The following is a 12,463-nucleotide window of genomic DNA, read 5'->3' as shown; positions in this document are numbered from 1 at the left end:
TGCCGCGACCGCGGTCGGCGCCGCGGTGAACGGTCAGCTCGCCGGCAAGCTCGGCGAGCTCGGCCTCAGCCCGCAGCAGGCGGAGGCGGTCCTCGCCCTCTCGCGCGAGGTCGTCGAGCGCGTCGTCTGGGAGGTCGTCCCGCAGCTCGCCGAGGCGATCATCAAGGAAGAGATCGCGCGACTGACGAAGGAAGCCTGAGCGCGTCGCCCGCCGTCACGCCGCTCGCCGGCCGTGCTAACGATGCGGGCATGAGCGACGACAGGGCGACCACACCGGCGAACGATCTCGAGCGGCCTTACGAGCCGAAAGAGGTCGAGGAGCGGTGGTACGCGTTCTGGGAGAAGGAAGGCGTCTTCGACGCGTCGGACGATCCGAACGATCCGCGCGCGCCCTACGTCTGCCCGATGCCGCCGCCGAACGTGACGGGCTCGCTCCACATGGGGCACGCGCTCATGACCACGCTCGAGGACGCGCTCACGCGGTGGGAGCGCATGCGCGGCAAGAACGCGCTCTGGCTCCCGGGCATCGATCACGCCGGCATCGCGACGCAGACCGTGGTCGAGCGCCAGCTCGCGCGCGAAGGCAAGACGCGGCACGACCTCGGACGCGAGGCCTTCGTCGAGCGCGTGTGGAAGTGGAAGGCCGAGAGCGGCGGGACGATCACGAAGCAGCAGCGCGTGCTCGGCGCCTCGCCCGACTGGAAGCGCACGAAGTTCACGATGGACCCGGACCTCTCCGTCGCGGTGACGGAGGCGTTCGTGCGCCTCTACGAGGACGGCCTCATCTACCGCGCGACGCGCCTCATCAACTGGTGCCCCGAGTGCCGGACCGCGCTCTCCGACCTCGAGGTCGAGAACGAAGAGGGCGCGAACGGCGAGCTGTTCCAGTTCGCGTACAAGGTGGAGGGCTCGGACGAGGAGCTCGTCGTCGCGACGACGCGCCCGGAGACGATGCTCGGCGACACCGCGGTCGCGGTGCACCCCGACGACGAGCGCTACAAGCACCTCCACGGCAAGAAGCTGATCCATCCGTTCGTCGATCGGAAGGTCCCCGTCATCACCGACGCGATCCTCGTCGATCCGAAGTTCGGCACCGGCGCGGTGAAGGTCACCCCCGCGCACGACTTCAACGACTTCGCGACGGGCAAGCGCCACGGGCTCGAGGAGATCAACATCCTCCACCTCGACGGCACGATGAACGAGAACGCGGGGCCGTTCGCGGGGCTCGATCGCAAGCGCGCCCGCACCGCGGTGAAGAAGGCGCTCGACGAGAAGGGCCTCGCGAAGGGAGCCAAACCCCACATCCTCAACATCCCGCGCTGCCAGCGCTCCGGCGGCGTGGTCGAGCCGATGATCTCGACGCAGTGGTTCTGCAAGATGACCGACATGGCGAACGAGGCGATGAAGGCCGTCGCCGACGGGCGCACGCAGATCATCCCCGAGGAGTGGAAGAAGACGTACGACCACTTCCTCTCGAACATCCAGGAGTGGTGCATCTCACGCCAGCTCTGGTGGGGTCACGCCATCCCCGCGTGGCACGGGCCGAACGGCGAGATCCGCGTGGCGCGCACTCGCCCCGCCGACCTCGGGCCGGAGTGGACGCCCGATCCCGACGTGCTCGACACCTGGTTCTCGTCGGGGCTCTGGCCGTTCTCGACGCTGGGGTGGCCGAATGAGACGAACGCGCTCAAGAAGTTCTATCCCGCGAGCGATCTCGAGACGGGCTACGACATCCTCTTCTTCTGGGTCGCCCGGATGATGATGTTCGGGCTCTACTTCATGAAGGACGTGCCGTTCCGGCGCATCTTGCTCCACGGCCTCGTCGTCGACGAGACCGGCGACAAGATGAGCAAGGTGAAGGGCAACGTCATCGATCCGCTCGACCTCGTCTACGGCGCCGACTTCAAGGCCGTCGTGTCGAAGGCGCTCCCCGGCGCGCCGGAGAAAGAGGCGCTCACGAAGTTCCAGAAGGCGTACCCGTCGACCGCGGCGATGGGCGGCGGCTTCCCCGCCTTCGGCGCCGACGCGCTCCGCTTCACGCTCTCCACCTTCCCTCCCTCGAACAAGCGCATCGCGCTCGCGCCGAAGCGGATCGAGGGCTACCGCCACTTCGCGAACAAGATCTGGAACGCCTCGCGCCTCTCGCTCGGCAGCCTCCAGGGCCACGCCGCAGCGGAGGGCGTGCCCGCCGCGACGACCTGGTACAACCGCTGGCTCCTCGCGCAGCTCGGGAAGACGATCCAGATCTGCAACGAGGGCTTCGCCGCGTTCCGCATCGACGAGGCGGCGAACGAGTCGTACCGCTTCTTCTGGAACGACTTCTGCGACTGGTACCTCGAGATCACGAAGCCGGTGCTGCGCGCGGACGACGCCGAGGCGGCCGAGACGCGGGGCGTCCTCGCCCACGTCCTCGAAACGTCGCTCCGCCTCATGCATCCGCTGATGCCGTTCATCACCGAGGAGCTGTGGCAGCGCACGCCGCGGCCGGCCTCGCGCAAGTCGTCGATCGCGTTCGGCCCCTATCCGAGCGAAACGGACGGCCGCGCCGACGACGACGCGATGAAGGAGATGGCGCTCTTCAAGGAGGTCGTCTCCGCCGCGCGCACGGTCCGCTCCGAGCACGAGATCAACCCGCGCGCCGAGGTCCCGCTCGCGCTCCGCGTCGACGACGCGGCGGCGCAAGCGCTCTTGTCGTCGCGCGCCTCGTCGATCGCGCTGCTCACGAAGGGCAAGGTCTCGATCGACAAACCGGGCGGTCCGCGCGCGGCCGGGACGACGACGAGCATCGTCCCGAGCGCGTACGGTCCGATCGAGGTCCTCGTCGGCCTGAAGGGGCACGTGACGAAGACGAAGGAGCTCGCGCGCATCGATCGCGAGGTGAAGCGGATCGACAAGGACCTCGCCGCGATCGAGAAGAAGATGTCGAGCAAGGGCTTCGTCGAGAAGGCGCCGAAGGAGGTCATCGACGAGACGAACGCGCTGAAGGCGCAGCTCACCGCCGCGCGCGTCCGCCTCGAGGAGAGCCGCGCGCTCGCGGCGGAGCTCGACGACGCGGCCGCGACCGAGTGATGCCGCTCGCCTGGGAGCTCAAGGCGTTCGCCGACCTCACGCCGGACGCGCTCTACGATCTGCTCCAGCTCCGATCGCTCGTCTTCGTGGTCGAGCAGACGTGCGTGTTCCTCGATCCCGACGGCGAGAAGGACAAGGTGGCGTGGCACCTGCTCGGACGCGACGCGAACGGTCGCGTCGTCGCGTACACGCGCCTCCTCGCCGCCGGCGTCGCGTACGACGAGCCTTCCATCGGCCGCGTCGTCACGCACCCCGACGTGCGCCGCACCGGCGCGGGCCGCGAGCTGATGGCGGAGTCGCTCCGCCGCTGCCGCGACCTCTTCGGCGACGTCCCGATCCGCATCGGCGCCCAGCGCTACCTCGAACGCTTCTACGGCTCCTTCGGCTTCGTGCCAGCAGGCGCCCCGTACGACGAAGACGGCATCCCGCACATCCACATGCTCCGCGCACGCGGGTGACCTCGTGAGCAAGAATCGAAACCGGCCTCCCGAGGATTGCCCTCTCGGGGGTCCGGGGCGGCGCAGCGCGTCGTCGCGCGGAGAGGTCCCGGCGGGGAGAGCTCGAGAGGGGCAGAGCACCTCTCGAGAGAAAGACTCACTCGCGCGGGCGGCGGCGGAGGCCGAGCTCGAGGCCGAAGGGCGCGAGGATCTTCGCGAGGGTCTTCATCGTGGGGTTGCCGATGCCGCGTTCGAGCTCGATGAGGATGCGCGGGCTCACGCCGACGTCGCGGGCGTATTGGATCTGGGTGCGGTTCGCGATCTTCCGCATCATCTTCACCGCCTCGACGACGCCGATGTCGCCGCGCGCCACGCGCTCGTAGAGCTCCACCCGCAGCGCGTTTCGCTTCGCCTTCGCGTCGGCCTTCATCGCGTCGCCTCGAGCGAGCGGGCCACGCGCGCGACGCGCTCGGTGAGGACGTGAATGACCCGCGCCGGCACGCCCTCGTCCCTCATCATGTCGGGGAGCGCGGCGACCCTCGGCGCGAGCGCGCGGAGCCACGCCTTCGTCGGCGCCGGCTCGAGGCCGTGAACGGCGAGCGAGTCGGCGACCGCGCCCCACTCCGGATACCCCTCCCGCTCCGCGTCCCAGCGCGAGACGCGCGCGATCCCTTGCACGTCGAGGATCATCGGCGCGAAGTCGTAGAGCGGCGAGAGCCTCGTCGGCCCGCGCGGCTCCTTCAACACCGACGTGTTGCGGCCGTGGTTGTCGGTGTTGCCGAGGGCTACGTCGAGGACGTCGCGCAGCAGGAGCTCGCGGAGCTCGGCGCGCGGATCGGTCGCGCACCTCGCGAGCGCGCGCGCGAACACGTCCTTCGACGTCGGCGCGCCGAACGCCGCCACGCCGGCGAGCGAGTAGAGGCTCTCCAGGCCGAGGCGGCCAAGCGAGCCGTCGGCTTCGCGCCGCCGATCGAAGCGAGGCACGAACAGGCAGTCGCGCTCCCACGTCAGCCCCGCCGCGACGCGAACGCCGAACCGCGACGCGACGCGCGCATACGGAGCCTCCGCTTCGAGCACGAGCCGATCGTCGCTCGCCGCCGAGCGCGGGAACTTCACGAGCCACGAGGCTCTCGTGCGCGCGTCGTCGAGGGCGCCGTCGGCGTGCCAGCGCCCGCGATCGTCTTCGCGGAGCAGGAACTTCGGCGCGTCGCCAGCCGCGCCGCTGCCACCTGCGACCGAAGCGCCGCGCGAGCGCGCGTACTCGATGAAGGCATCGCGTCGCTCGAGGATCTCCCCACGCTCGAACCCCGGGTGCTCGCCGAGCGGTGCGACCTCCGCGGCCGAAGCGACGCGGACATTGCCGGGCGGATTCCCCGCCCCACGCACGAGCACAGACCAGTCGTTCTCAACGTCGGGGGCTTCGCCCCCGACACCCCCACCCCAGACACGGCCCTCGCGCTTCGCGCTCGGGTCGCTTCGCGACCGCTGTGGCGGCCGCTTCTGGGGCCCCTCGGTGTTCGGGAGTCCGAGCTCGCGCTCCCAGAAGCGGCGCGCGTGGCCGGATGGGATCAGGTCGAGGAGGAAGGCCGGCCAGGTCGGCTCGACGTACTCCTCGAACGTCGTCGGGAAGCGCGACGACACGGCGCGCGCGTCGGTCGTCACCTCGAACCCGAGCAGCTCGAGGTACTCGAGCTCGTAGCTCATGCGGGTGGGCGACCGGACGCCAGCCGCTTCGTCGTCGCACCGCAACCCCGCGGCCACATGCCATCGCCCCCCATGATGTACCTCGAGCGTGCACTCCGGCATCGGACCAACCACTATAATGGCTCATTCTTGACCAGACCACAAAGATATCAACCACTATAATGGTCGCTCGGAAGCCCCATCCAAACATAACCAACCACTATAGTGGCTGCTCCCGAGGCGACCGGGTCGCGGTCGCGCTCTGGTCGCGCGGCGGAGAAGTTGGTAAAGCAGCGGGCCGGGCGAGCCTGGCCTCGACCTTCTTTCTTTCCGAGAGCCTATGAGCGAGACGAAGCCGACCGACGACGAGACGCGCACCGAGGAGGAGGCCCCTCCGCCGGACGACGCCGAGACGAAGAAGGTCGAGACGCCGTCGACGAACGGCACCGCCCAGGCGGACGCCGAAGCGCCCGAGAAGAAAGACGAAAGCGAACCGGACCCGGACCCGGAGCCGAAGAAGGACGAGGAAGAGAAAGACGACGAGGAGCCGAAGGACGCGCTCCTCCCCGCCGGCAACCCGCCGCGGTGGAAGCGCGGGCTCATCGCGCTCTTCGCGGGCGGCGTCCCGCTCTTCCTCTTGATGGCGAAGAACGGCCAGAACATCTGGTCGATCCCGGTCGGCTTCCTCTTCCTCTGCGTCGCCGCCTTCGGCGTGATGGACCTCCACGGCTCGTTCGACGACGCCGACGAGCACGTCGCGACGCGCACGACGCTCGAGCGCCTCGCGCCGCCGCTCGCCGCGTTCCTCGGCCTGAGCGTGATGTTCGGGGTCTGCCTCTGGATGGCGCAGGCCGCGCTGCTGCCGCCGATCGGCGCGGCGGTGCTCGTCCCCGCGTCGTTCCTCGGCGCCGTCGTCTTCGTGTTCCGCCTCGGCGTCGAGCTCGGCCCGTTCAAGCACGACGAGACCGGCGAAGAGCGGCCACTCCTCTCGCGGCATGGCTTCTGGGTCATCGTCGTCGGCGCCCTCCTCTACTTCCCGCTCCTCGGCGTGTTCAGCCTCTGGGATCCTTGGGAGACCCACTACGGCGAGGTCGCGCGCGAGATCCTCGCCCGCGACGACTGGGTCTCGCTCTGGTGGGCGCAGGACGGCTGGTTCTGGTCGAAGCCGATCCTGAACTTCTGGATCCAGTCGCTCGCGATGGGCGCGCTCGGGACACATTTCCAGCCCGACGGGATGCTCATCGCCGCGAACGGCACCGCCGCCGCGCACGCGGAGTGGGTCGTGCGCACGCCGAACGTCCTGATGACGATCGGGGCGATGTATGCACTATACAAGGGTGTCGCGAAGGTCTTCGGCCGCCGCGCGGGGCTCCTCGGCGCGATCGTCCTCGCGACGATGCCGGACTGGTACTTCCTCGCGCACCAGACGATGACCGACATGCCGTTCGTCGCGGCGATGACGGCGGCGATGGGCCTCCTCCTCTACGGCCTCAACACCGACGAGGAGACGCGCGCGCGGTGCTACGAGGTCGACGTCTTCGGCGCCAAGCTCCGCTTCTCGCTCTGGCACCTCGTCTTCGGCGCGGTGCTCCTCTGCGCGATCCCGCAGATCGTCTACCTCCTCTCGCGCAACATCGAGCTCGTCGTCTTCGGCGACGGGCCGAAGGGCTTCCGCGTCCACTGGGACGAGTTCAAGAGCGGCTCCGCCGGCAACTGCGGCCTCCCCGGCAACGAGGCCTGCGCCTCGCACGTCCCCGCGAGCCTGCCGAAGCAAGCGACCTGGTGGTACTCGCCGTCGAACCCGGGCGCGAAGGGCTACCTCCGCTTCTTCGGCGCGTTCGAGCCCGCGCTCCAGGCGATCGTGTGGGGGAGCGTCCTCGGCGGCGTGCTCTACGTGAACTGGGGCGAGCGCCGCGTCCGTCGCCTCGTCTACATCATGGCGTGGCTCTGCGCGGCGATCGCGACGATGGCGAAGGGCCCCGCCGGCTTCGGCCTCCCCATCATCTGCGCGTTCGCGTACGTCGCGACGAAGAAGCGCTGGGGCGAGATCCTCCGCTTCGAGATGGTGAGCGGCTTCCTCGTCATCTTCTGCGTCGCGCTCCCCTGGTACGTCGCGATGTACGTCCGCCACGGCTCGCCGTTCACGGACCGCCTCATCTTCCACGACATGTTCAACCGCGCGTTTTCCCACGTTCACGACACGAACGAGGGCGACGACACGGGCATCCGCTACTACGTCTGGCAGCTCGGCTACGCCGCGTTCCCGTGGACCGGCCTCGTGCCGTTCGGGCTCTTGTGGGGCTTCCGCCGCAGCGACTCCGCGATCGGCCGCTTCGTGCAGTCGATCACGGGAGGCAAGCCGGAGGGCGCGCGCGAGACGAAGGGCAGCGGCCTCGCCGTCGGCGACGCCAGCGTCCTCCTCGTGATGTGGTTCATCTTCGCCTTCGCCCTCTTCACGTTCATGGGGACGAAGTTCCACCACTACATCTTCCCCGCCGTCCCGCCGGCGGCGATGCTGGTCGGCGTCCTCCTCGACGACATGCTCGGGCGCGTGCCGTTCGTGCGACCACGGTCGTTCGCGGTCTACCTCGCGGGCATCACCGCGGGCGCGGCCGCCCTCGTCTTCGGCGCCTCACGGCTCTGGAGCGGCTCGATCTTCGGACGCCGCCCGATGGACGGAGCCGTCCCGCAGCCGTTCGAGGAGGTCACGACGACGCAGACGGCGCTCGGCGTCGTCGCGATCGCGGTCGGGATCGGCATCATCGCGTTCGTGGTGCGATCCGTCGGCGCTCTCCTCTCCGAGCCGGCGTGGGAGGTGGGAGACGAGGCGGAAGCGCAGCGACGCCAGCACGAGCAGCTCATGATCGGCGCCGCGGTGTTCGCGGCGGCGCTCGTCACGCTCGTCGTCGGACGCGACCTCTCACGCCGCATCGACATGCCGGACGGGTCCGGCGCGATCCGCCTCCTCCAGCTCTTCACGTACAACTACAAGCGGCCGTGGCCCGAGACGCTCGACTTCAGCGCGGCCCTCAACGCGTTCACGTTCGTCGGCGCCGCACTGGCCGCCCTCGCCGCTGTGAAACGTTACCGCGCTCACCTCGTCACCACGTTCGCGGCGTTCGCGATGCTCTGGGCGGTCTGGGGCCTCGACGTCTACATGATGGCGCTCTCGCCGCACTGGGGGCAGCACGAGCTGATCGAGGCGTACTACCGGAACCGCGCGAGCCCGGAGGAGCGCCTCATCGCGTACCAGATGAACTGGAAAGGCGAGAACTTCTACACCGGCAACCGCATCCCCGCCTTCGTCTCGACCGGCACGACGTTCGCCAACTTCATGAAGAAGGAGCGCGAGAAGGGCACGAAGGTGCTGTTCCTCGTGACGGAGCACAGTCGCGTCGGCGGCCTCAAGAGCGAGGTCGGCGCGCGCGCCTACAAAGAGCTGACCGACAAGGCGCTCTGCAACAAGTTCGTCCTCGTGCGCGCCGAGCTCTGACTCGCGTCGGCGTCACCTGCTGCTAGCATCTCCCGGCTCATGACGCCGTCCGCGACGGGAAAGCTCTCCGACACCCCGCTCGCGCACGCGCTGATCTACGCGCGGAACCGCCGCCTGAGCGGCCGCCTCGAGCTCTCCGCCACCGACGCGCGCCGCGCCACCGTCGTCCTCTGGCGCGGCCGCATCAGCGCGGTCGAGACGACGCCGCTCGGCATGGTCTCCGGCGGCTTCTTCGGCGTCGTCGCCTACGAGCTGGGCTTCATCGATCGCCCCACCCTCGACACCACGCTGCTCGAGATCTCGAAGACGAAGCAGCTCCACGGCGAGGTGCTCCTCGCACGCCGCGCGATCACGCGCGAGCAGCGCGACCTCGCCCTCGTCGAGCAGATCCACCGCAAGGTGCATCACCTCTTCGGGCTCGACGACGAGACGACGACGTACGCGTTCTACGACGCGCGCATGCCGGTCGACCCGGCGATCTCGACCGACCTCGTCGGCCCGGTGTGGCGCGGCATCCGCGACTACCCCCCGCTCCGCTTCGTCGCGGAGACGGTGCGGCGCATCGGCGACAACCAGCTCCGCGTCATCCCCGCCGACGACAAGCACGTGAAGCCGCGGCTCCCGCCGCAAGAGACGGCGCTCGTCGAGATGCTGCGCGGCCGCCCGATGACGCTCGCGGAGATGAAGGCCGCGTCCGAGCTGACCCCCGCCCACGTCGATCTCCTCGCGTACCTGCTCGTCATCGCGAAGCACATCGAGTCGGCCTCGGGCGCGCGCACGCACCCGTCGACCGGCGCGCTCCCGGCCACGATGCCGAGCGGCCCCGTCCCGATGAGGAGCCCCGGCGCGATCAGCTCGACGCAGATCCCGGCCTACCGGCCGCCGAGCGCGAAGGCGATCGCGACGCCCTCGCAGGCGTTCTCCCCGGCCGCGCTCGCGGCGGCGAAGACGACGTCGTCGCTCGGCACGATCCGCACGCCGGCGGAGCTCGGCCTCGAGGGCATCGCCGCGCGCGCCGCGAACATCGACAAGGAGGACTACTTCCAGGTCCTCGGCCTGTCGGACGGCGCGTCGGCCGAGGCGGTGCGTGCATCTTACATGCGTCTCGCGAAGACGTGGCACCCCGACAAGCTCGTCACCGACTTCTTCTCCGTCCGCGGCGACGTCGCGAAGATCTTCAGCTACATGTCGCAAGCGCAGAAGACGCTCACCGATCCGGAAGGACGGCGCGCCTACCTCGCGTCGCGCCGTCCGAAGGACGAGCCGCGGACGCGCGCGCTCATCAAGAAGGAGATCGACGCCGCCTTCGCGGCGAAGGGCTTCGAGGTCGTGTCGAAGCTCTGTCAGGAGCTCATCACGATGGACGCCGACGACTCGGAGGCGATCGCGCTCCAGGCGTGGTCCGACGTCCGCGCCGGCGACGCGTCGGAGGACGAGCTGAAGATGGCGCTCGTGAAGATGGATCGCGCGGTGAACGTCGACCGCACGAGCGTGCCCGCGCTCTTTTACCGCGGCCTCGTCCAGAAGAAGCTCAACAACGTCTTCGCGGCCTTCCGCGACTTCGCGCGCGCGGTGCAGCTCGATCCCTCCCACACCGACGCCGAGCGCGAGGTGCGCCTCTTCGCGATGCGCGCGAAGAAGGGCTCGGGCGAGCACAAGCTCGCCGTCGACGTCCTGCAGAAGATCGAGAAGAAATAGGCGCGCCGCGACCTCTGCCGCGACCTCTGCCGCACTGAATCGTCATTCAGTTTCGCCTTGACGCGATGCACCATGGGGCCCACCATCCATAGACGGGGCCCTCTCAACGTCGGGGGCTTCGCCCCCGACACCCCCACCCCAGACACGGCCCTCGCGCGAAGCGCTCGGGTCGCTTCGCGACCGCTTTCGCGGCCGCTTCTGGGGCCTACCATCGAGGAGCGAGACGTGACGAAGCCGATCCAGAAGATCAACCGCTACAAAGCCGACCTTCGCGAGTTCATGTTCCTCCTCTTCGAGCAGTTCAAGCTCGGCGAGCTCCTCGGCAAGGCCCCGTTCGACGCGTGGGGGGAAGAAGAGGTCCGCACCTCCCTGAACGAGTGCTACCGCTTCGCGCGCGACGTGCTCGGGCCGCTCAACGTCGTCGGCGACATCGAGGGCTGCAAGCTCCAGGACGGCAAGGTCATCACGCCGACCGGCTTCAAGGACGCGTGGACGAAGCTGTACGAAGCGGGCTGGAAGGCGATCGGCGTCCCGCCCGAGCTCGGCGGCGCGGGCGCGCCACGCAGCGTGCAGGTGCTGATCGAGGAGATCCTCTCCGGCTCCAACACCGCGTTCAACATGTACCCCGGCCTCGCGTACGGCGCGGCGGAGGTCATCGAGCACTTCGGTACGCCGGAGCAGAAGAAGCAGTACTGCGAGAGCATGTTCACCGGGAAGTGGGGCGGCACGATGTGCCTCACCGAGCCGCACGCCGGCACGGACGTCGGCTCGTCGAAGACGACGGCGAAGCGCAACCCGGACGGCAGCTACGAGATCCGCGGCACGAAGATCTTCATCTCGGGCGGCGACCACGACCTCGCGGAGAACGTCATCCACCTCGTGCTCGCGCGGGTGGAGGGCGCGCCGCCGGGCACGAAGGGCCTGACGCTCTTCATCGTCCCGAAGGTCCGCGCCGGCGCGGACGGCGCGCTCGGCGAATCCAACGACGTCTCCGTCGGCGCGCTCGAGCACAAGATGGGCATCAACGGCTCCGCGACGTGCGTCCTGAACTTCGGCGACCACGGCAAGTGCATCGGCTGGCCGGTCGGCGGCGAAGAGAAGCTCAATCAGGGCATGCCGCAGATGTTCAAGCTGATGAACGCGGCGCGCATCTCCGTCGGCGTGCAGGGCATCAGCGTCGCGTCGAGCGCGTACCTCAACGCGCTCGAGTACACGAAGGAGCGCAAGCAGGGCTCGAGCATCACGCACTGGAAGGACGCGACCGCGCCGCGCGTCCCGATCATCGAGCACGCCGACGTGCGCCGCATGCTCCTCGACATGAAGTCGAAGGTGGAGGGGATCCGCGCCCTCGCGATCAAGCTCTGTTGGCACCAGGACAACGCGGACCTGAACGCGGGCAAGGACGAGAAGCTCTTCGCCTACCACCAGGGTCAGGTCGATCTCCTCGTCCCGCTCCTCAAGGCCTACGGCTCGGACCAGGGCTTCCGCGTCTGCGAGACGGCGATCCAGACGTATGGCGGCGCGGGCTTCACGCGCGACTACCCGGTCGAGCAGTACGCGCGCGACGCGAAGATCTTCTCGATCTACGAGGGCACGAACCACATCCAGGCGATGGACCTCGTCGGCCGCAAGCTCGGTCAGGCCGGCGGCGCGAACCTCCAGGCCTTCCTCGGCGACATCCAGAAGTTCGTGGCGGAGCAGTCGGGCCACGCCACGCTCGGCGGCGCGGTGAAGAAGCTCGGCGCGGCGCAGGAGGCCCTCGCCGGCACCGCGATGCGCCTCCTCATGTGGTTCCAGTCCGGCCAGCTCGGCCTGGTCCCGCTCTCGGCGAACCGTTTCTGCGAGATGATGAGCGAGCTCACGGTCGCGTGGCTCCTCCTCCAGGGCGCCGTCGTCGCCGACGCGGCGAAGGGGAAGGTCGCCGCCGGCCACCCCGACGAGGCCTTCTACGCCGGCAAGGTCGCCGCGGCCTTGTACTTTGCACGCAACGTCCTCCCCGGCGTCGAGCACAAGGCGCAGCTCCTCGCGGAGGAAGACAAGTCCCCGCTCGAGATCCCGGACGCCGGCTTCGCGACGGTCTGAC

At 69.2% G+C, this 12,463-nt stretch carries 8 protein-coding genes; 6 read left to right on the top strand and 2 right to left on the bottom strand.

The window, feature by feature from the left end:
- From KF837_35410 to KF837_35400, 3 genes are all read left to right on the top strand, one after another.
- Positions 1 to 199, top strand: a 199-nt coding sequence (locus tag KF837_35410) for a response regulator (protein ID MBX3232667.1), incomplete at its 5' end; no start/stop codon positions are given.
- 50 nt (positions 200 to 249) lie between these two features.
- Complete coding sequence (locus KF837_35405) at positions 250 to 3,069, top strand: valine--tRNA ligase (GenBank protein ID MBX3232666.1); 2,820 nt, start codon at positions 250 to 252, stop codon at positions 3,067 to 3,069.
- Positions 3,069 to 3,527, top strand: coding sequence for a GNAT family N-acetyltransferase (locus KF837_35400; GenBank protein MBX3232665.1), 459 nt, complete (start codon positions 3,069 to 3,071; stop codon positions 3,525 to 3,527). The genes KF837_35405 and KF837_35400 overlap by 1 nt, the downstream gene beginning before the upstream one ends.
- 136 nt (positions 3,528 to 3,663) lie before the next feature.
- Here KF837_35400 and KF837_35395 read toward each other — a convergent pair whose 3' ends face one another.
- Together KF837_35395 and KF837_35390 are read right to left on the bottom strand one after the other, a co-directional pair.
- Positions 3,664 to 3,936 carry a helix-turn-helix transcriptional regulator gene (locus KF837_35395; protein ID MBX3232664.1) on the bottom strand — a complete coding sequence of 91 codons (273 nt, stop codon included), beginning with the start codon at positions 3,934 to 3,936 and terminating at the stop codon, positions 3,664 to 3,666.
- Positions 3,933 to 5,210 carry a HipA domain-containing protein gene (locus KF837_35390; GenBank protein MBX3232663.1) on the bottom strand — a complete coding sequence of 426 codons (1,278 nt, stop codon included), beginning with the start codon at positions 5,208 to 5,210 and terminating at the stop codon, positions 3,933 to 3,935. The genes KF837_35395 and KF837_35390 overlap by 4 nt, the downstream gene beginning before the upstream one ends.
- Before the next feature lie 319 nt (positions 5,211 to 5,529).
- Here KF837_35390 and KF837_35385 point away from each other — a divergent pair, with 319 nt between their 5' ends.
- The 3 genes from KF837_35385 to KF837_35375 all read left to right on the top strand — a co-directional run bounded on the left by KF837_35385 (position 5,530) and on the right by KF837_35375 (position 12,462).
- Complete coding sequence (locus tag KF837_35385) at positions 5,530 to 8,682, top strand: glycosyltransferase family 39 protein (protein ID MBX3232662.1); 3,153 nt, start codon at positions 5,530 to 5,532, stop codon at positions 8,680 to 8,682.
- Between the two features lie 39 nt (positions 8,683 to 8,721).
- Positions 8,722 to 10,380: a DnaJ domain-containing protein gene (locus KF837_35380; GenBank protein ID MBX3232661.1), complete on the top strand. Its 1,659-nt coding sequence runs from the start codon at positions 8,722 to 8,724 to the stop codon at positions 10,378 to 10,380.
- 279 nt (positions 10,381 to 10,659) lie between these two features.
- Positions 10,660 to 12,462, top strand: a complete 1,803-nt coding sequence (locus KF837_35375; protein MBX3232660.1) for an acyl-CoA dehydrogenase — start codon at positions 10,660 to 10,662, stop codon at positions 12,460 to 12,462.
- The last annotated feature ends 1 nt before the right edge of the window (position 12,463 follow it).

This window comes from Labilithrix sp. (assembly GCA_019637155.1).
Taxonomy (GTDB): domain Bacteria; phylum Myxococcota_A; class Polyangia; order Polyangiales; family Polyangiaceae; genus Labilithrix.
Note: the sequence above shows the minus strand (reverse complement) of the source record. Positions and strands in the feature narration are given on the sequence as shown.

Excerpts from the sequence above, each read along its gene's own strand:
- KF837_35405 (MBX3232666.1), top strand. The coding sequence starts at position 250 with ATGAGCGACGACAGGGCGACCACACCGGCGAACGATCTCGAGCGGCCT.
- KF837_35400 (MBX3232665.1), top strand. The coding sequence starts at position 3,069 with ATGCCGCTCGCCTGGGAGCTCAAGGCGTTCGCCGACCTCACGCCGGAC.
- KF837_35395 (MBX3232664.1), bottom strand. The coding sequence starts at position 3,936 with ATGAAGGCCGACGCGAAGGCGAAGCGAAACGCGCTGCGGGTGGAGCTC.
- KF837_35390 (MBX3232663.1), bottom strand. The coding sequence starts at position 5,210 with ATGAGCTACGAGCTCGAGTACCTCGAGCTGCTCGGGTTCGAGGTGACG.
- KF837_35385 (MBX3232662.1), top strand. The coding sequence starts at position 5,530 with ATGAGCGAGACGAAGCCGACCGACGACGAGACGCGCACCGAGGAGGAG.
- KF837_35380 (MBX3232661.1), top strand. The coding sequence starts at position 8,722 with ATGACGCCGTCCGCGACGGGAAAGCTCTCCGACACCCCGCTCGCGCAC.
- KF837_35375 (MBX3232660.1), top strand. The coding sequence starts at position 10,660 with ATGTTCCTCCTCTTCGAGCAGTTCAAGCTCGGCGAGCTCCTCGGCAAG.